We start from the raw sequence: 19,746 nt of genomic DNA on the forward strand, positions 1-19,746 counted from the left end.
TTCGCCTGCGACGACAGTGCGTCCATCACCTGGGCGCGGGAGATCCGCGGGATCGCCTCGACCGCGAACGCCTGCACCCCGGCCGTCTTCAGCGCGGCCACCTGATTGTCCTGATTGCGGGGGGCGAGGAACCCGATCAACGTCTGCCCGGCATGGAGCCGGCCCACTTCCTCGTCCGACGGCGGCGCGACCTTCACGATCACATCCGCCGACCACGCATCCCCGATCGACGCCCCGACGTCCTTATAGGCTCCGTCCGGAATCAACGCGCCCAATCCGGCACCCGACTCGACCACCACGTCGACGCCCTTGGCGATCAACGACGCCACGACCTTCGGCACCAACGCCACGCGACGCTCACCGTCGTTCGATTCCCGAACGACACCGATCGTCGGGCGCGAGGTGGACGCGCTCTGCGTTTCTTCTGACTCGGCAATCACGATCTCTCGGCTTCCTGCGCTGGTGGGTAGGCATCGCTTCACAGGGGGTGGCGATGTTCGCGTTGATGCGTCGGCTTGACGGGTTCGCCGTTGACCTTCCGGACGCTGTGGCATAGCTTACCAATAAATCAATCATTCGATCGATTAATTTGACGGAAGCGGCGTAGCTACGTGACAGCCCGTCCATGTAGCTGTTCGATGTGGAAGAGAGGAAGGATCCGAAAATGCAAGGCAAGCCTGATCGGCTCTTCGACCAGTGGACCCTTCGCGGCGTCACCTTCCGGAACCGGACTGTCGTTTCGCCGATGTGTCAGTACTCGGCCGACCAGGGTATCGCAAATGATTACCATCTTGTTCATCTCGGCCGTTTCGCTCTCGGTGGGTTCGGCCTGGTCATGGTCGAGGCCACGGCGATCAGTCCCGAGGGGCGGCTTACCTATGGTGATCTGGGCTTATGGGATGACTCTCAGATTCCGTCGTTGCGCCGTGTCGTCGACTTCGCGCACGCGTACGGCGCCCGAATCGGACTGCAGTTGGGCCATGCGGGCGCGAAGGCCGGCACACTCCCCCCATGGGTTTCCGACGAGGAACGCCCGGCCGACAGCCGGTGGGACATCTATTCGGTAACCGAAGAACCGCATTCCGCGGGATGGCAACGACCCTCTGCCCTTACCGTTGCCGATCTGGAACAGCAGCTCGACGCATGGACATCGGCAGCAAAGCGCGCGGCCGAAGCCGGGTTCGACGTCCTCGAGATCCATGCAGCGCACGGTTACCTGCTCCACAGCTTCCTATCGCCTCTGAGCAACACCCGAGCGGACGAATACGGTGGAGATCTCGAAGGGCGCATGCGCTTTCCCTTGCGCGTCGCCAAAGCTGTCCGTGAGGTGTGGCCGGCCGAGCGTCCACTGCTAGTACGTATCTCGGTCATCGACGGCGAGCAAGGCGGTATCACCATCGAGGACTCGATCGAGCTGGCGCGGCGATTGAAAGTGGTCGGAGTAGACCTCATCGACTGCTCCTCGGGCGGAATCGGCGCCTACTACAATCAGATTCGGCCCGGATATCAGGTGCAACTTGCCGCGGAGCTCCGAAGGCGCGCGGAGGTTCCAACACTTGCGGTCGGGCTCATCACCGATGCGTTACAGGCCGACGACGTCATTCGCACGGCCGCCGCCGACCTGGTGGCATTCGGTCGCGAAGCCCTCATCAACCCATCCTGGCCAGTGACCGCACGAGAAGAACTAGCCCAGTTCGGCGAAGGAGACCGATTCGACCTCCTTCCGGTGCAGAGCAAATCCTGGATCGGCAAACGCCGACGCCAGCTGGACCGCGTCACTGCCGCCGACGCCGGCGCTCCGTCACGTGAACCCGCGAACTCCACGGCCCCGAGGAGCAATTGATGACCGACTCGACGGAGCTCTCACGCCGGATCGACGAGCTGGACAGTCGTGCCGCGATCTTGGAACTCGGTGCCAGATATTGCCTCGGTATCGATCGCCGGGACCCCTCCGTATTCCTGTCCATCTGGCACGAGGAAGCGGAGTACGTCGTGGGACGCAAGAACGGTCGGTTCAAGGGCCTGGCAGAGTTGGCGAGCGCACTCGACTTCGTCGCGAACAGCTATGTGAGCACTCATCACTGGACAACGAACCACATCATCGAGTTCGACTCGCCGGACCTTGCCCGCACGGTGAGCGACTCCTTCGCGATCTGCGTCACCGCAGAGGGCAGTCCATGCCTGGTGGCCGCAACGTACGACGACGAGTGCAAACGCCGAGACGGGCAGTGGAAACTGCACGAGCGAGTGGTTAGTCGATGGTTCATCTCCGAGCCGATGGACCTTGCTCTCATCACGCCTCCCCCCGTGCGGGCGCAGGGCCATTAGGAACTCATCAACATCACTGTCATCGAACCGAGGCTCAAGTCACCGGCTGTTGCGCTGACCTTCGGCAATGGTGATCGGGCGCCGTCGAAGCTGTCGCTAGACTGAGGAAATTCGGCGACCACATCGAGAAATGCACGTGAAGGTCGCCCACTTGCGGCGCAGCCGCCGGTGGGCGCGGCCTGGACGTGAGAGGACGCGAACATGAGAAGAGGTTTGATTTGAGGACGGCGGGCTCTAGTCGTGACGAGACCTGGAGACGAGTTCGATCGGCAGGCGTCGAGCTCCTCTTCGAGCATGGCTACGAGGCAATGAACACCCGTCAGCTCGCCGAGGCGGCCGAGTTGAAGTCAGGGTCGCTCTACTACTACTTCCGCAGCAAGGAAGAGTTTCTCTATCGACTGCTGATCGACCTTCTCGAGGAGATCGTCGCAGATCTCGAGCTGGGCTTAGGGGAGATCGACCCCGATGACGTCGAGTCCCGGCTCGAGACCTTCGTTCGGATTCTCGTCAAATGGCACATCGCGCGCCACAAGGAGACGTTCATCGCCTCCATTGAGACCCGGGCGCTGTCCCGGGCCCGTCACGAGTCCTACGTCGAACTCCGGGACCGATTCGATTCCACACTGCACGAAATTCTCCGGGACGGCACCGTGCTGAACCGATTCGACATCGTCGACCTGACTATCACCCGGAATTCGATGCTCTCGATGATCACCGCTCTGTCGAGTTGGTACGACCCCCAAGGACCGTTGGGGCTCGAGGAAATCACCGCCGACTTCGTGCAGCTGGCGCGCCGCATGGTGGGACTCCCTACTCGCACCTGACGGGCACTGCCCCGAGAATGTGATGACAGGCCGAACGCCGGGTTTCAGGTACGAAACCCGGCGTTCGGCGCACGTTGAACCGGCGAAGGCGCCGGGTTCGGCGGCACTTCTTTTCTCTGTCCACGGGGGGAACTTCAGATCGCCACCGACACGACCGGGTTCGTGTATCGGTGTGGAACTGATTTCCGGCGGAGGCGTTCCAGAGCCCTTGACCACAGCACTGCGGCGTCATACAGTTATTAAATCAAGCGACCGCTCGAATAGTGAGCGAGAGCGCTGAATACGCTTCGAGGAGGCAAAATGCGGATGCGGCAGCACAAGGGCGCGGTGTTCGAGTCATCGCTGCGGCCGTTCAACGCGGACGACGTGGCTAAGTTCGAGGTAGCGAACCTTTGGCGTGAGGAAACCTTCCTGGATGACTTCCTGGTCGCGGCCGGTCGGCATCCCGATAAGGCGGCCGTGGTCTCGTACAGCAAAGGAACCGTGCTTCCGAACACCGTGACGTACGGTCAACTCGCCGCACTCGTCGATCGCTTCGCGGCGCAGCTACTCGAACTCGGAGTGCAGCCGTCCGATGTCGTCACCATTCAGGTCCCGAACGGATGGGAAGGTGCCGCCCTGGCCTTGGCGACCATGCGCGTGGGCGCCGTGCCGAACCCGATCCCCATCATCTACCGCGAGCGTGAACTCCGGTTCATGCTCGCCCACGCCGGCACCAAGGTGCTGTTCGTGCCCGAGGAATTCCGCGGGTACGACTATGCGACCATGGCGCAGGGCTTGAAAGCCGAAACGCCCACCCTGGAACATGTTTTCGTGCTCAACGCGTCGCGGGAGACGCCCGGGTGTTCGTCCTTCGAGGAGACGTTCCTAGGATCGTCGGGCCAGATCGACGCCGAGGTAAGCGAGGCACTGGATCGGCGCCGTCCCGGTTCCGACGATATCGCGATGCTCGTATTCACCTCCGGAACCACGGGCACGCCCAAGGCCGCCATGCACACCTACAACACGGCATGGTCGGGCTATCACCGCGTGGTCACCCGTGCTCTCGAACTCACCGGGGACGACGTCGCCTTCATGGCCTCCACGCTCGGCCACCTGACCGGCTTCATTCACGGCATGTTGGTTCCACTGTCGACCGGGCAGAAGATCGTCTACCAAGACGTGTGGGACGTCGAAGGATTGCTCGACACGATCGCCGTGGAGGGCATCACCTGGACGCTCTCGGCGACCACCTTCGCGCTCGACATGATCGAGACCCAGAAGCAGAGGCCCCGGACTCAGCAGACCTTCCGGGCCTTCGCCTGTGGAGGGGCCGCGATCCCCGCCTCGTTGGCAGAGTCCATGCACGAGCTGTTCGGGACCAGCCTGGTCTCGCTCTGGGGATGCTCGGAAACCGGAATCGCCTCGATCCACCAACTCGGCGCCGATGTGCACACCCTCGGGGCGAGTGACGGCTTCCGGGTTCCCTGGCAGGACGTACGGATCGTCGACGAACATGGTCAAGCGGTGCTCACCGGTGTCACGGGAAGCCTGCAGGTCCGCGGCCCCAGCGTTTTCGCCGGCTACTACAAGCAGCCTGAGCTGACTGCGGCGGCGTTCACCGCCGACGGGTGGTTCGACACCGGCGATCTCGGTCGGATCACCCCCGACGGAGGCATCCGCGTCGAGGGACGAACGAAGGACATCATCATCCGGGGCGGCCAGAACATTTCCGCAGTGGAGATCGAGAACGCGCTGTTCTCCCACGAGCACGTACAGGAAGCCGCCGTCGTCGCCTACCCCGATGAACGACTCGGTGAGCGTGTGTGTGCCGTCGTCGTGCCCGCCGGTCCCGCGCCGACCCTCGACGATCTGGTCAAGCACCTGGAGAAGGTAGGAATGTCGAAGCAGTTCTGGCCGCAGAAATTGGTTGTCACCCAGTCCCTTCCGCGCACCCCATCTGGGAAGATCAAGAAGTTCGTTCTGACCGACCAGCTCGCACAGGGCGGCCCGGTAGGAGTCGGCGGATGAGCGAACCGCCCACTCGCGAGGAGAACGACCGGCAGTGCCGGTCGTTCGCGGGTGGGCTCGTCGGGATCTGGACCTCGACGCTGGATCCACTGCCGGTACCACGCGCACTCGAGGTTGCCCGTCAGATCGAACAACAGGGCTTTGGGGCGCTGTGGTTACCGGGCGACGCCGGCCGCGACGCACTCGTCGCTGCCTCGTCCTATCTGGCGGCCACTGAACGATTGACCATCGGAACCGGGGTCGCGAGCATCTACGCACGCGACGCACGGTCGGTGGCAAGCGGACGCCGGGCCTTGTGGGAGTTGTACGGGGACCGTTACGTGCTCGGGCTGGGCGTGAGCCACCAGTCGTTCGTGGCGCGCCGAGGCCAGAGTTTCGGACCCCCGATCCCCGCGATGACGGCGTACTTGACCGAGATCGCGCACCAACCCGAACGACAGCAGGTACCCGATTCGGCGCTGACAATCCTCGGCGCCCTGGGCCCGAAGATGCTGCACCTCGCACGATCTGCGGCCGGCGGCGCACTCACCTACAACGCCACCGTCGATCACACCCGGCGCGCCCGGGCCGCGCTGGGCGCGCATTCCTTCCTCGCCGTCACCCAGCCGGCCATCATGGCCGACACCGAGAGTGAGGCGCGGAAGATCGCGAGCACCTACCTGCGGTTCTACCGCGAGCTGCCCAATTATGTGCGGCACTTCAGACGCCTCGGTTTCACCGAAAGCGATCTCGAGGGAAATGGCAGTGACCGCCTGATCGACGAACTGTTTGCATGGGGCACCGACGGAATCCGTTCCCGTGTCGCCGCGCAACTCGACGCCGGCGCCGACCACGTGGCGATCAATCTCCTCGTGGAAAATCGCGACAGCCCCCCACTCGAGGAGTGGCGGGAACTCCGCACCGCCGTCGACTGTTTCATCTCCCAAGAAGTATCCCGATGACCGCGGCAGCCATCACCGACCCCCTGGCATCGACTGAGCGCGAAGCCAACCCGCGCCGCCGTCACCGAACGCCAGCACCGCCTACCACCTCTGTGAGGAACACATGCCAACTGCAGTGATCGTCGACATCATCCGTACCGCGTCGGGAAAAGGAAAGCCTGGAGGAGCGCTGTCGACAGTGCACCCTGTCGACCTCCTGGCTAGCACCATGCGGCAGCTCCTCGCCCGCACCGGAGTGGACTCGAGCGTGATCGAAGACGTCATCATCGGATGTGTGGGTCAGGTAGGGGACCAGGGCGTCAATGTCGCCCGGTCAGCGGTACTCGCCGCCGGCTTCGCCGAGTCGGTCCCGGCAACGACGATCGATCGACAGTGCGGTTCCAGCCAGCAAGCGGTGCACTTCGCCGCCCAGGGTGTGCTCGCCGGCGCCTATGACGTCGTCATCGCCGGTGGCGTCGAGTCGATGAGCCGCGTCCCGATGTTCTCCGGAATGCACGGCGGCGACCCGCTCGCACCCTTGAGCGTCCGCTATCCCGACGGACTGGTGAACCAGGGCATAAGCGCGGAACTCATTGCCGCACGGTGGAAGATGTCGCGCACCGAACTGGACGACTACGCGGCGCGGTCACACGAACGGGCCGCCGCCCACGCGTCCTCCGGCGCCTTCGACACCGAAATCGTTCCCATCGACCGAGCGACGGACGACGACCACACCACCCAGCACCTGCGCGATGAAACCGTGCGCGCATCCACCACCGCCGAAGGCCTCGCCGGGCTACGCCCGTCCTTCTTCGACGCCGCCCTCGAACAGCGGTTCCCGGAGATCAGCTGGTCGGTCACACCCGGCAACTCCTCGCCACTGACCGATGGTGCCTCCGCGGCACTGATCATGAGCGAAGAACGGGCGCAGGCACTCGGTCTGACACCACGCGCCCGCTTCCACACCTTCGCCGTCACCGGATCGGATCCACTGCTGATGCTGACCGGCGTGATCCCGGCGACCGAACTGGCACTCAAACGATCCGGTCTGAACATCGACGACATCGACGCCTTCGAGGTCAACGAGGCATTCGCACCCGTGCCCCTGGCCTGGCAGCGCGAGTTCGACGTGGATTCGGCCAAGCTCAACCCGCGAGGCGGAGCGATCGCGCTGGGCCACCCACTGGGCGCATCCGGAACACGGCTGCTGGCCACCCTCGTCAACCACCTCGAGGCCACGGGAGGCCGCTACGGCCTGCAGACCATGTGCGAAGGCGGCGGAATGGCGAACGCCACCATCGTCGAGGTGCTGTGAGCGGCGGGTCACCGCAACAAATGACCGTCGTCGACGAGCGACCTGCCCCGATCAATCACCCATCCGGTGATCGCACCATCGGGCGCGACGCTCCCGAATACCGCAGACTCGAGGAGAATGCATGAACACGAGAGTGCTGATCACCGGAGCCAGCTCCGGGCTGGGCGCCGGCATGGCGAAAGCGTTCGCTGCGCGCGGCTGTGATCTGGTTCTGACCGCTCGCCGCCTAGAACTGCTCGAGAAGGTCAAGACCGAGATCGAGCAGCAGTCCCCGGGCAGACGCGTGCTGATGCACCAACTCGACGTCACCGACCACGACGCCGTCTTCGAGGTGTTCGCGAAGTCGGCCGCGGAGATGGGAGGACTCGACCGCATTATTGTCAACGCCGGAATCGGCAAAGGCGGTCGAATCGGCGGCGGGCGGTTCGCCGCCAACCGGGACACCGCCCTGACGAATTTCGTTGCCGGCATCGCCCAGTGCGAGGCGGCGATGGAGCTGTTCTACCGTCAAGGCACCGGCCATCTGGTGGTGATGTCGTCGGTGACCGCTGGACGTGGCCTGCCCGGACCGATGAACGTGTACGCGGCGACGAAAGCCGCGCTCGCGCATCTGGCTGAGGGTATCCGCTCGGACGTCAGGGCCAAGCAGGTGCCCATCAAGGTGAGCACCATTCGGCCCGGGTACATCGAGTCGGAAATGCAGGACCGGACAGGGAAGCGGCACCCCCTGCTGGTCGAGGCCTCCGCCGGTGCGGCGTCCCTCGTCCGGGCAATCGAACACGAAGTAAAGGACGCCTGCGTGCCCTGGTGGCCCTGGACCTTCTTCGAACTCGTGCTGCGGATCGCCCCCGATTCCCTCGTCAAGAGCATTCTCTGAAAATCCCAGACAGACGGCCCTCACGAGCCCCCTTCGAAGCAGGTGAAAAAGTGATCGAACAATACGTGTCAGTGAAAAGGTGCGGGGAGACCGCGGTCGTAACGATCGACAACCCGCCGGTCAATGCCTTGCACCCGGATGTCGCCGACGCGATCGCCCGCGCCGCGGGCGAGGTAGAGAAGGATCGCACCTACCGGTCCATGATCCTCACCGGACTCGGCAAGTGTTTCGTCGCCGGCGGCGACATCCGGTACTTCACCAGCATCGACCGCGCCGGTGCAGCCCGGATGGCGCTGCGGGTACAGGCCATGCAGGAAAAACTGTTCTCCCTCCGAGTGCCGGTGATCGCCGCGTTGAACGGCCACGCCCTCGGCGGAGGACTCGAGCTCATGCTCGCCTGCGACTTCGCGATCGCCGAGGAACACATCAAAATCGGCGTCACCGAGGTGCAGCTGGGGTTGATCCCAGGAGCCGGGGGCACCCAGATGCTCTTCACCGCCCTCCCTTCCGGTACAGCGAAACGGATGCTGTTCACCGGCGACAGAATCAGCGCCGAGGAAGCCCAACGGGTCGGTCTCGTGGATTCGGTCTGCCCCTCCGGAACAGTCGTCGAGGCGGCACTCGAGGTCGCCGAGCGGATCAACAAGGCCGGCCCTCTCGCCGTGGAAGCCGCGAAACGCTCGGCCAATCACCGACTTCGTCACTCGCTCGACGAGGGACACCGACGTGAGGTGGACATCTTCTCCGCACTGTTCGACACCGACGATCACCGCGAGGGCATCACTGCCTTCCTCGAAGGACGAGCCCCGCAATACCAGGGCCGATGAAGGAGTCCGTTATGAGTTCATCCGATAGTGTCGCGGTTGTGTCCGGCGGAGGCGGCGGCATCGGGGCGGCCGTGTGCCACACCCTGGCCAGCGCCGGCGCGCACGTATGCGTGGTCGACATCGACCCCTCCGGCGCCGAGCGGGTGGCCAAGGAACTGGCGGCCGCGGGACTGAGCGCCTCCGCGCACACCGGTGACGTCTCCCGTCGCGAGTACGTCGATGGTCTCGCTGCGGACGTCACCAAGCAGTTCGCCGCCCCCACGGTGCTGGTGAATCTGGCCGGCGCGGTGCGCAACGCCGTGCTGTCGAAGATCACCGACGAAGATTTCGCTCTCGTTCTCGACACGCACCTGAAATCGACCCTGAACACCCTGCGCGCCTTCGCACCCGGGATGAAGGAGCGTGGATTCGGCCGCATCGTCAACACCAGTTCGATCGCCTCCCGCGGAACAGTAGCGGGTATCAGCTACAGCGCGGCGAAGGCCGGGATCGAAGGTCTCACGCGGTCGGCCGCCATCGAACTCGCCCGCCACGGAATCACGGTCAACTGTGTCTCACCCGGGGTCATCGCGACAGGGATGTTCCTGTCCACCCCAGCAGAGTTCCGTGAGGAACAAACCTCCAAGATTCCGATGGGCCGGGCCGGCACGACCGAAGAAATCGCCGCGTGCGTCGAGTTTCTGACCTCTCCCGGGGCGGGTTATATCACCGGGCAGACGCTCGTCGCCTGCGGCGGACTGTCGGTCGGAGCCTTGAAGTGAACGAAAACAACTTAATCCCAACGTAGTTCGGCACTGACAACCGATTGCCGCCCGCTCGACCCTTGTTTCCACGGCCTTCCCGTGGTTACACTAATCGAACGGTCGCTCGATAGAATGGTGAATCCATGAAGCTCTCAGTCGTACACATCAACTCCCAGCAGGGATCCGAGTCGTACACGAAGCTGGTCAACGAAGTTTTCGACAAGTACAAGCGGCCGGACACCGAAATCGTTCATCGATGGGCCAAGCTCAAGCGCGCCGCCGACACGGTGTTCGGCTACCCGTATGCCCTCAACGCCGTCGACGTCGTCCACAACATCTCCGAGGCCGGGCGTGACGGTGTCGACGGTTGCATGGTCGCCTGTACCGGCGACCCGGGCGTGATCGAAGCACGCACCCTCGTCGATGTCCCGGTGGTGGGACCGTGGGAGGCCTCGTTGCACTTGGCCTCGATGTACGCCTACCGCTTCGGGGTCATCACGGTCGAAGATCGTGCCTGGGCGGAGGTATGCCACAGTCTGGTCGCCAAGAGCGGGCTGCTCGGCCGCTGCGCCGGGGTGCAGCGCATCGACATTCCCTCCGCGGAAGCGTTCACGGACGGTTTCACGAATCCGGAGAAGGTTGCTGCCGAGCTTGACAAGCAGGCCCACAAACTCGTCGACCAGGGTGCCACCGCCATCGTCCTGGGCAGCGCGGGGCTGAGCACCATCGCCTCCGCGGCCGGGTACACCCAGGTCTCGGGCCTGGACGTGCCGGTGTTCGACGCCTTGGTCATCGGCCTCAAGACCCTCGAGATGCGGGTGGATCTCACCAGCAAGGGAGGGCTTCTGCCCACGAGCCGTGCCGGCTACACCAAGCGTTTCGCCGACAAGGACGCCGATCGTGTCCGTTCCCTCTTCGGTCTCTGACCTCTAACCTCTTGTTTTGAAAGGACTTTCACCATGCAGACCACGTCAGTGGCCCAGTCGCTACTTACCGAGGAAGAGCGCGCCTTCCAGGACGTCGTCCAGAAGTTCATGGACAAACATGTGCGGCCGATCGTCGAGGACATGGAGCGTGACGGGCGCCCGCCGGCGGAACTGTTGAAGAAGATGGGCGAGCAAGGCCTCCTCGGCTCGTTCGCACCCGAGGAGTACGGCGGTGGTGGCGGAAGCCTGATGACCCGCGCCATCTTGGCAGAAGAAACCGCCCGCGCCGACGCCGGCCTGGACGCCACACTCTTCGTCAACATGAGCCTGGTCGCACGGCATCTGATCAAGCGGGGTACCGAGGCGCAGAAGCAGCGATACCTGGTGCCCCTGATCGAAGGCACGGCGTCCGCATCGATCTGTCTGACCGAACCGCACGGTGGATCCGACGCGCTGAGCCCGCGCACCACCGCCCGCCGCGACGGGTCCGACTGGATCATCGACGGGTCGAAGACTTTCATCACCAACGCCCCGATCGCCGACCACTTCCTGGTCTTCGCCCGCACCAGCGGCGAAAACCGGCGCGCACACGGCGGCACCTGCTTCATCGTCGACGCCGGAACTCCGGGACTGACAGTGGGAAGCCCGCTCAAGAAGATGTCACTGCGCAGTTCCCCCACCGCGGAGGTCTTCTTCGATTCCGTGCGCGTATCCGACGATCAGATTCTCGGCGAAGCCGAGAAGGGCTTCTACTACATGCTCGAGGGCCTCGATCTCGAACGAGTCTTCGAGGGCGCCTCCAACACCGGAATCGCCCAGGCCTGTCTCGACCTCGCCGTCTCGTACTCGAGCGAGCGGAAGGTCTTCGGCCAGGCCCTGTCGGAGTACCAGCTGACGCAGGACAAGATCGCCCGGATGGCCACCGGTGTCGAAATGAGCCGGGTCATGTTCTACCACCTGATCAGGGCCCTCGAACGCGGTGAAGTGGTCACCCGCGCCGCCGCGATCCTCAAGCTGTACAGCTCGGAGGCCGCGGTCGAGGCTTCCCGAGAGGTGGTGCAGGTTCTCGGTGGCTACGGCTTGATGGAGGAGTACCCGGCTGCGCGACTCTACCGGGATGCCAAGCACCACGAGATCGGTGCCGGCACCAGTGAGATCCAGAAAATCATCATCGCCCGCGAAACCTACAAGGACGCGGCCAAGTCCCGCTGACCGGAGGAACCATCATGTCTTACAACGAGTACCAGTATCTCATCGTCGACGTCGTCGACCGTGTTGCGACAGTGACCATGAACCGGCCTGACAAGCTCAACGTCGCGAACGCTCGACTCCACACCGAGCTGTCCACCATCTTCGACGATCTCCAGCGCGATGCCGACGTCGACGTGGTCGTGCTCACCGGCGCCGGCCGGGCATTCTCGGCGGGCGGAGACATCGACTGGATGCAGGAAGCCGTCGATGATCCGGAGTCGTTCGAGCAGACAGTCAGCGAGGCGAAGCGCATCATCTTCTCCCTGCTCGATCTGGAGAAGCCGATCATCGCGAAGGTGAACGGTCACGCTGTCGGCCTCGGTGCGACCCTCGCTCTGTTCTGCGACGTCATCTTCGCCGCCGAGTCCGCGAAAATCGGCGATCCGCACGTCTCGGTCGGCTTCGTCGCCGGCGACGGCGGCGCAGTGATCTGGCCGCAGCTGATCGGATACGCCCGTGCCAAAGAGTACCTGCTGACCGGAGACTTGATCCCTGCCCGCGTTGCCGCGGACATCGGACTGATCAACCACGCCGTGCCCAGTGAAGCCTTGGATGAACGAGTCACTGAATTCGCCGGTCGGCTGCGCAACGGCGCCACCAAAGCCATTCGCTGGAGCAAGGTTTCGGCCAACATCGGTCTGAAGCAGCTGGCCCATTCGATCATGGACACGTCCATGGCCTACGAAAGTCTGTCCAACCGCACGGCCGACCACGCCGAAGCCGTGGCAGCCTTCCGTGAAGGACGGACACCGAAGTTCCAGGGCAAGTGATGGCCGGCGATACGCAACGCGCCCTGTCGGACGACGCCGTCGAACTCCGGAGCGTCGTGCGTCGATTCGTCGCCGAACAGATGCCCCGGTCTGTCGTCGCCGAATGGGACAAGAACAACACCTTTCCCCGTGAGGTGTTCGATCGCCTGGCCACGTTGGGCGTGATGGGCCTGGCGATCCCCGAAGAGTACGGCGGATCGGGTGCAGACATACCGGCGACCCTGATGACGATCGAAGAACTCTCCAAGCGAAGCCTGGCAGTCGCAGTCCCCTACATCATGGCGAGCTGCTACGCGGGGATGACCGTCGTCGAGTGCGGCACCGAGGAACAGAAGAAGCGCTGGCTCCCCGAAATCGCCGAAGGGCGGATGATCTTTGCGTACGGATGGACCGAACCCGATGTCGGTGCCGACCTCGCGAGCGTGAAGACCACCGTCCGTCGCGAAGGTGATGAACTCGTGGTCAACGGTTCCAAGCGGTTCTGTACGGGTGCTGGGCTGAGCGACTACATCTATACACTCGCAAAGTCCGATCCAGAAGGCGCCAAATACCACAATCTCTCGACGCTCGTCATCCCGTCGAACGCCGAGGGCGTGGCAATCACCCAGATCGACACGATGGGGCTGAAGGGAACGCACACAACCGACGTCTCCTTCACGGACGTGCGGATCCCTGTCGACAACCTCATGGGTGGTGAGGAGGCGTGGAACCGCGGCTGGGAACTCATCACGGGCAGCGGCCTCGATATCGAGAAACTCGAGGTGGCCGCCATGTCGCTGGGAATCGCCACCGCCGCCTACGAGGATGCGCTCGCCTACAGTGAGGAGCGTGAGCAGTTCGGAGTTCCGATCAGCAAGCACCAGTCGATCGCCCACACGCTTGCCGACATGCAAGTTCAGCTCCACGCGTCCCGACTCGTTCTGGACGATGCGGCTGTGCTTGCCGGTCGCGGCGTCCAATGTGGCGTCGAAACCTCGATGGCCAAATTATTCGTCACCGAGGCGTCGAAAACGGTGGTCCTGAACGCCCAGACAATCATGGGCGCATACGGATACGTCAAGGACTTCGACTGCGAACGCTATGTCCGCGATGTCCTCGTCATGCCGATCATCGGCGGCTCGTCCGCCATCCAACGCAACAACATCCACAAGTGGTCCCGGACCCGCAAGTGAGCCCAGCGGTACCAGGCCGGTCAAACCGCGCGGACAACCACTGGTATCGACCACGGTCGAAACCGAGCGCGCGAGTGTCGGTCGCGGTCGCGTGTGCCGCCCAGCTGATGAACGCGATCAATATCGGTGCCTGCCCCCTGCTGGTTCCGGATGTCGCGGGCACCCTGGGTGGCGGCGCATCGAGCCTGTCATGGGTGGTGTCGGCCTACGCCATCGTCTTCGGCGCACTGGTCCTGTGGGGAGGACGCCTGACGGATGCGGTGGGAAGCCGCCGGATCCTCGTCGCAGGCTTCGCCATTTCCACCGCCGGGGCCGCGCTGGCGGCCGTGGCTCCAACCGCGTGGATGCTGATCGTCGGCCGGATCGTCCAAGGCATCGGTGCGGCATTGGCAGTCCCAGGCGGGCTGGCGTGGCTGGCGGTCTCGACTAGCGATCCACGCCGTCGATCGCGCCAGTTGGCTGCCTTCGCAGCCTCGGGCGCGATTGGCTTCGGAGCCGGCGCGCTCGCCGGTGGCATCCTGTCCGACGCGTTGGGTTGGCGGTCGGTGTTCGTCTTCGAGTTTGTTGTCGTTCTGACCCTTACCTTCCTTGCCTGGCGGCTACCGTCAGTAGCAGCGCCGAACAAACCCGCCCCGAGCTATTGGGGGGCCGTACTCATCTCGGCGGCGCTCTTGCTTTTAGCATCGTGGTTGACGCTGGGGTCGAAAACCGGGTGGGGAGAGGTAACCGTCTTGACGACGATGGCCCTCGCAGGGGTTTTGTGGGTAGGTGCTGCAGTCCACGAACGTCGCAGTACGCGCCCTATGATCCCGCACCGCTTGTGGCGCGTCCCGGGACTTGTCGGCGTGCTGATCGCGACGGGCCTGCTCTACGCGGCATGGGCAGGCAGTTACTACTTCGGTGCGCTCGCACTCCAAAACCTTGTCGGATTGAGCATGACCTCCGCAGCGCTGTGGCTGGCACCACTGGCCGTCGGAGCGCTTCTGGGATCCCGAGTCGCCGCCAGAGCCCTTTCGCGCGGACAGTCGCGAGACAGCATCATCATCACCGGGGGAGCAGTATGCGCTCTCGGACCCATCGCGGCCTCCTACCTCTCCGAGCGATCACACGCGGTCCTGTATCTCGCTGCCCTATTCTTGGCGATCGTCGGCCAGGTCATCGCCTTCATCGCGCAAAGCGACCTGGTCGTCACTCTCGTCGGTCTCGACTCCGCTGGGATCGGGGGTGCGATGTTCAACTCGGCCGGACAGATCGGTGGCGGTCTGGGGCTTGCGGGGCTTGCGGTGGTCTTCGATGCCTCTACCGACGGCGCGTTCGGCCGGTTCGGGCTCGGGAGCTATCAGGGTGCCTTCCGAGTCTCGGCCTTGCTCGCGCTCCTCTCGACGACCGCGATCGTCGTGGTTCGCTTCCAGCTCCGACGCCACGAGGCTTTGTCACACGCATCAAAATCCAAACGGCATCCGAACCCGATGACGGACTCGGACGCCTGACGCCGGAAGCGTTGTCTTCCAGCAAGGGAGGTGGGAAACATGAAAACCAACGAAACAGACGCAACCCCGACCTACATCTCGGGTGTGTCACAGCAGATCGTCGGCCGCGGCCGACCAGCACCGTCGTACATGAAACTTCTCGTCGATGCGGCCCTGGGTGCACTGGCTGACGCCCAAGTCGATCTGAAGGAAGTCGACGGTGTGGTGCTGTCCTCGTCGATTCCGCAACCCTTCGAGTGCAATCCGGCAGAACTCGCGGAATACCTCGGAATCACACCGACATACACCACGATGGCACCATACGGCGGCAGACCCGCAATCGACGTCATCCACATTGCCGAGGCAGCCATCGAATTGGGGCTCGCGTCCAACGTCCTGGTACTGTCCGCCGACAACTTCGCGACCACCCTGGGAATCGACGGTGCGATCGACCTCTATATGAAGAGCTTCGACAAAACCTTCGAACGCCCCTTCGGTCCTATCATCCCGACCGCCTTCGCCTTGATGGCCACTCGCCACATGCACGACTACGGGACGACCCTCGAACAGATGGCGGCCTTGGCCGTGACCATCCGCGAGCACGGACTGCGGAACCCGCACACGGAAGTCAAGGGCGAGCTCACCGTCGAGTCCGTACTGAGCGATACCGTCACCAGCAGCCCCCTGACCCGCTCCATGCTGGCATTGATCTCCACCGGCGGAGGACAGGGGTTCCTGGTCACGAAACGACCACGCAACGACCGCGCGGTCCAGATACGTGGGTACGGCGAAGCGGCCGCGTTCATGAGCTTGAGCCAGGCACCGAACGTCGCCAAGTTCGACCACATCGGTGTAGCTACGCGGCAAGCTCTCGCCCGGGCGGATGTGACCTTGGCGGACATCGATTTCCTCGAGGTCTACGATCCCGCCGCGATCGTACCGTTGATCCTTCTCGAAGACATGGGCTTCTGCGACAAGGGTGACGCCGGAGCCTTCGTAGAAGACGGCGGAATCAAACTGGGCGGTCCGCTCCCGATGAACACCCACGGCGGGACCCTGGCCTTCCGGCACCCCGGCATGGGTGCTGCTCTCGACTCCGTCGTCGAAGCGGTGACACAGCTTCGAGGCGAGGCCGGCGAGCGCCAAGTCGCCGACGCCGAACTCGGAATGGTACACGGCCAGGGAAGCTGGCTGGCCAACAACGGATTCCTGATCCTGGGGAGGGCCTGATGGCACCGAAAGAAACATACGAGGCAGTCGATTCTCACGAGGATCCGGCGGCGACGTTCTGGAATGCCTGTGAACGCGACGAACTACTCATCCAGTACTGCCGCACCTGCGAGCAATGGCAGTTCTATCCACGATTTCTCTGCAGCCACTGCGCATCCTTGGATGTGGTCTGGCGCACGGCGAGCGGTGCGGGAACATTGGAGACCTTCAGTGTGGTCCGCCGCGCCGCCGGTGAATTCGAAGCATTGACCCCCTACACGGTCGCGTTGGTGCGCCTCGCGGAAGGCCCCACCATGATGTCGAACGTGGTCGGCTGCGCCCAGACCGACCTCGCGATCGGCATGGCCCTGCAGGTGCGCTTCGAGAACCGAAACCACACCCGCATACCGGTGTTCGAGCCCTCTCTCACCGATCCCCAGCAGCCATGAAGCACGACGCGATGCAGCAGCTCGATGAGGACCTCACCCGGGACCGGGCCCACATTTCCGATCTCCCGGCCCAGTGGCTGCAGAAGCACCGTGACCTGGTGGCATCCGTGCGCCGGCTGATGTATGCGGCGGCCACGACAGGCGTTGGCAACGAAGACCTGCGGCGGTCAGCGGATCTGGTCGCCCAGGCCTCGGAACTTGTGGAACAAGAGCTCAGACCCGGCGTGCTCCTCGGAGAGTTCGCCAGCCCCGAGACAACCGCGGCCACTCGAACACGGTGGATCGGCCGTCACAATCCATCCTGTATCCCGTTGGAGATCTCCTCCGATGGGACCACGGCGTCGGCGACTGTGACAGCGGATGCCCTCGCCGAAGGTCCTCGAGATTGCCTACACGGTGGTTTAGGGGCATGGCTGATGGACTGCATGCTCGGGCTGTTGATCGAGTCGGCAGGCCGAACGTGTGTCACCGCCCAGCTCGAACTCAAGTATCTGGCACCCACCCCCCTGAATCGTCCGCTCAACCTGTACGCGACCGCCGATTCGGCCTCGGGCCGCAAAGTATGGGTGAACTCGTGGATCGAGTGTGAGGGCACTCGCACAGTGGAGGCCAGAGGTCTGTTCATCGAACCACGACGCTGAGTCGGGCTCCGCCGCGACAGACCGATCCGCCGGGTGTGGTGAAACCCCACCGCTGCAGTGCGTCTGCGTGGGGTCGGCGGCACCCCGATATCGAGTTGGAAACGGCGCCCTGGCTTTTCGCGACCACGCCTCGCCGAGCCAGCCGCTGGCTCAGGTCTCGGCGAGCCGCAGGGACCGTTGTCTGTGACCGCCAGTGGCGCGGGTGGTCGAGTCGCCGGACATCGAGGCCGGCGCCGAGGTTTTCACAGCTGAAGTCGGCCCTCGACGGTCCGCGTGAGCGTGGCAAAGTATGACGCTCGACGAGAACTCAGCTGCGAAGTGGTCGCAGCGGCCGGACATGAGAGCAACTGCGCGGCCGTGTTGGGCGGAAAACCCTTGTGTGACGCCGACTGTCGGCGGAGGCTACTGTCGGTTTCGACTTTCCCGCAACCCGCTGCGTCAAGGCGGTCGATCCGGAGCAGGCGTTCCGGGCGGTCAGACGGGTGGCCGCCGGCCGTGCGTGCGGCGGATGGGGAAGCAAGTGGTAGGCACTTGATTCGTTGCCGACAGCGGGTGCTTTGCGGTCGGCTTCGGCCATGCCGCCCCCATCCGGACTGTTCCCCTGTTGTCAAGGCATGGTTGCCGCACGGCACAAGGAGCGGGCAGCCCTGACAAACTCTGCGTGCCTGGTCCTTCCGGCGGGCACGGTCGCGGCTGCGTTCCCCTCAGGGCCGAAGGACACCGACGGGTCACTCCGTCGGCACACAGGGCGCATCCTCCAATCGCCGGGTGCGGCGATGACTGCTGTGCTTTGCCGGAACGATTGCGAGAATCTCATTTCGGCAACCTCCTCGGATGCGCCGGGTCGTAGGGTCTGTGTATTCGACGTCAGAGTGGGACGCGTGTCTCGACACGCCAGAAGATGCGTGGCATTTGTCGGGGCACACGTCGGAAGTCAGTCCGGGTCGTTGTCAGGTGCAACGCCGGTGCGAGACTAGTGGACGCATCAGTCCTCACAGGTCGAGTTTGAGCCGGGTGCCGGCTTTCGACCGGGACACACAGATGAACATCGACGAGGCGGACGCCTTCTCGCCATCGGTCATGACCGCGTCGCGGTGGTCCGCGTCACCCTCCAACACGGCGGTCTGGCATGTACCGCAGACCCCTTCCTCGCACGACGACAGCGTCGGCAACCCGAGATCATTCGCCACATCCAGGATCGACCTATCCGGTGGAATCATCGCCGTGACAGCGCTCGCCGCGAACTCGACTTCGAATTCGACGTCACCGGCAGCATCGATATCCTGGGCGACGAATCGCTCCACGTGCAGGCTCCCGGTCGGCCAGTGGTCGGATGCTCGAGCGAGGACATCGAGTAACGGGGTCGGACCGCAGGCGTAGATCAAAGTGTCATCGTGCACGTGCCGAAGATGTTTCGCGAAGTCGACCCGACCCTTGGTGTCCTCCGGGACGATCGTGACGCGGTCACCATAGCGTGTGAGGTCATCGACGAAAGCCATCGTGTCCAGGGATCGACCGCCGTAGACCAAGGACCACTCGGCGCCTCGCCTCGCTGCTGCGCCGATCATGGGCAGGATCGGCGTGATGCCGATTCCGCCGGCAACGAAGATGTACTTCTGCGCGGGTAACAACGGAAAGCGGTTCCTGGGGGCGCTGACAACCAGCTCCGTCCCTGCGTGCACCGCGTCATGGATCGCTCGGGAACCCCCGCGGCTCGCGGGTTCCCGCAGCACCGCGATGCGCCAGGAGTTCGGGTCGGGTTCGGCGTCGCTCAGCGAGTACTGGCGGGTCACCCCGGCGACCTCGATGTCGATGTGCGCACCCGGCTCCCACGTTGGTAACTGTTCGCCGGCTGGGTGCACTAACCGCAGCGAGACGACGCCTGAAGCTTCGATATTGCGTTCCGAAACCCGCAGCGGTACATGGTCTGCGGAGACAGGCGCGGGGCTGTGGTCTTGTACGAGTGACGGGTTCATTGCTTGGCCTTCTGCGAGATTGGTTTGGGAGGCTCGGCG

The 19,746-nt window shown here is 64.0% G+C and carries 18 protein-coding genes and 2 pseudogenes; 17 read left to right on the plus strand and 3 right to left on the minus strand.

The features are described 5' to 3' along the window. Nucleotides 1-437 (minus strand): annotated as a pseudogene (locus tag MLGJGCBP_RS26515) (NAD(P)(+) transhydrogenase (Re/Si-specific) subunit alpha); the annotation flags it as partial. Between the two features lie 203 nt (nt 438-640). Here MLGJGCBP_RS26515 and MLGJGCBP_RS26520 point away from each other — a divergent pair. The 17 genes from MLGJGCBP_RS26520 (at nt 641) to MLGJGCBP_RS26600 (ending at nt 17,731) form a co-directional block, all read left to right on the plus strand. Next, the gene (locus MLGJGCBP_RS26520; protein ID WP_201453201.1) at nt 641-1,843 is read left to right on the plus strand and encodes an NADH:flavin oxidoreductase/NADH oxidase; all 1,203 of its coding nucleotides are present in this window, start codon (nt 641-643) and stop codon (nt 1,841-1,843) included. Then, nucleotides 1,843-2,328, plus strand: a complete 486-nt coding sequence (locus MLGJGCBP_RS26525) for a nuclear transport factor 2 family protein (RefSeq protein ID WP_160099144.1) — start codon at nt 1,843-1,845, stop codon at nt 2,326-2,328. Before MLGJGCBP_RS26520 ends, MLGJGCBP_RS26525 begins: the two co-directional genes overlap by 1 nt. A 185-nt stretch (nt 2,329-2,513) precedes the next feature. Then, nucleotides 2,514-3,152, plus strand: a complete 639-nt coding sequence (locus MLGJGCBP_RS26530) for a TetR/AcrR family transcriptional regulator (protein ID WP_268960776.1) — start codon at nt 2,514-2,516, stop codon at nt 3,150-3,152. 300 nt (nt 3,153-3,452) lie between these two features. Next, nucleotides 3,453-5,162 carry an AMP-binding protein gene (locus MLGJGCBP_RS26535; RefSeq protein ID WP_160099148.1) on the plus strand — a complete coding sequence of 570 codons (1,710 nt, stop codon included), beginning with the start codon at nt 3,453-3,455 and terminating at the stop codon, nt 5,160-5,162. Beyond that, a complete protein-coding gene (locus MLGJGCBP_RS26540; RefSeq protein WP_160099150.1) occupies nt 5,159-6,103 on the plus strand; it encodes a TIGR03620 family F420-dependent LLM class oxidoreductase in 945 nt (314 codons plus the stop codon). Before MLGJGCBP_RS26535 ends, MLGJGCBP_RS26540 begins: the two co-directional genes overlap by 4 nt. Before the next feature lie 103 nt (nt 6,104-6,206). Further along, nucleotides 6,207-7,397, plus strand: coding sequence for a thiolase family protein (locus MLGJGCBP_RS26545; protein ID WP_160099152.1), 1,191 nt, complete (start codon nt 6,207-6,209; stop codon nt 7,395-7,397). Between the two features lie 121 nt (nt 7,398-7,518). Then, on the plus strand, nt 7,519-8,274 hold the full coding sequence (locus MLGJGCBP_RS26550) for an SDR family oxidoreductase (protein ID WP_160099154.1): 756 nt from the start codon (nt 7,519-7,521) through the stop codon (nt 8,272-8,274). Nucleotides 8,275-8,324: 50 nt separating this feature from the next. Continuing rightward, nucleotides 8,325-9,101: an enoyl-CoA hydratase/isomerase family protein gene (locus MLGJGCBP_RS26555; RefSeq protein ID WP_160099156.1), complete on the plus strand. Its 777-nt coding sequence runs from the start codon at nt 8,325-8,327 to the stop codon at nt 9,099-9,101. Nucleotides 9,102-9,112: 11 nt separating this feature from the next. Beyond that, nucleotides 9,113-9,862 carry an SDR family NAD(P)-dependent oxidoreductase gene (locus MLGJGCBP_RS26560; protein WP_160099158.1) on the plus strand — a complete coding sequence of 250 codons (750 nt, stop codon included), beginning with the start codon at nt 9,113-9,115 and terminating at the stop codon, nt 9,860-9,862. A 125-nt stretch (nt 9,863-9,987) separates the two neighbouring features. Further along, complete coding sequence (locus tag MLGJGCBP_RS26565; RefSeq protein ID WP_160099160.1) at nt 9,988-10,770, plus strand: aspartate/glutamate racemase family protein; 783 nt, start codon at nt 9,988-9,990, stop codon at nt 10,768-10,770. Between the two features lie 33 nt (nt 10,771-10,803). Next, nucleotides 10,804-11,982: an acyl-CoA dehydrogenase family protein gene (locus MLGJGCBP_RS26570; protein ID WP_160099162.1), complete on the plus strand. Its 1,179-nt coding sequence runs from the start codon at nt 10,804-10,806 to the stop codon at nt 11,980-11,982. A 14-nt stretch (nt 11,983-11,996) separates the two neighbouring features. Beyond that, the gene (locus MLGJGCBP_RS26575; RefSeq protein ID WP_160099172.1) at nt 11,997-12,791 is read left to right on the plus strand and encodes an enoyl-CoA hydratase/isomerase family protein; all 795 of its coding nucleotides are present in this window, start codon (nt 11,997-11,999) and stop codon (nt 12,789-12,791) included. Next, nucleotides 12,791-13,963: an acyl-CoA dehydrogenase family protein gene (locus tag MLGJGCBP_RS26580; RefSeq protein ID WP_160099174.1), complete on the plus strand. Its 1,173-nt coding sequence runs from the start codon at nt 12,791-12,793 to the stop codon at nt 13,961-13,963. Before MLGJGCBP_RS26575 ends, MLGJGCBP_RS26580 begins: the two co-directional genes overlap by 1 nt. 74 nt (nt 13,964-14,037) lie before the next feature. Continuing rightward, complete coding sequence (locus tag MLGJGCBP_RS26585; RefSeq protein WP_160099176.1) at nt 14,038-15,453, plus strand: MFS transporter; 1,416 nt, start codon at nt 14,038-14,040, stop codon at nt 15,451-15,453. A gap of 39 nt (nt 15,454-15,492) precedes the next feature. Continuing rightward, nucleotides 15,493-16,662, plus strand: coding sequence for a thiolase family protein (locus tag MLGJGCBP_RS26590; RefSeq protein WP_160099178.1), 1,170 nt, complete (start codon nt 15,493-15,495; stop codon nt 16,660-16,662). Further along, nucleotides 16,662-17,090, plus strand: coding sequence for a Zn-ribbon domain-containing OB-fold protein (locus MLGJGCBP_RS26595; protein WP_160099180.1), 429 nt, complete (start codon nt 16,662-16,664; stop codon nt 17,088-17,090). Before MLGJGCBP_RS26590 ends, MLGJGCBP_RS26595 begins: the two co-directional genes overlap by 1 nt. Nucleotides 17,091-17,101: 11 nt before the next feature. Beyond that, nucleotides 17,102-17,731, plus strand: coding sequence for a PaaI family thioesterase (locus MLGJGCBP_RS26600; protein WP_160099182.1), 630 nt, complete (start codon nt 17,102-17,104; stop codon nt 17,729-17,731). 242 nt (nt 17,732-17,973) lie between these two features. Here the strand turns inward: MLGJGCBP_RS26600 and MLGJGCBP_RS54370 are convergent. Beyond that, a pseudogene (locus tag MLGJGCBP_RS54370) lies at nt 17,974-18,402 on the minus strand (hypothetical protein); the annotation flags it as partial. Nucleotides 18,403-18,723: 321 nt separating this feature from the next. Further along, on the minus strand, nt 18,724-19,593 hold the full coding sequence (locus MLGJGCBP_RS26610; protein ID WP_236581388.1) for a PDR/VanB family oxidoreductase: 870 nt from the start codon (nt 19,591-19,593) through the stop codon (nt 18,724-18,726). Nucleotides 19,594-19,746: the final 153 nt, after the last annotated feature.

The sequence above is a fragment of the Rhodococcus sp. T7 genome (assembly GCF_009872365.1).
Classification (GTDB): Bacteria; Actinomycetota; Actinomycetes; order Mycobacteriales; family Mycobacteriaceae; genus Rhodococcus_F.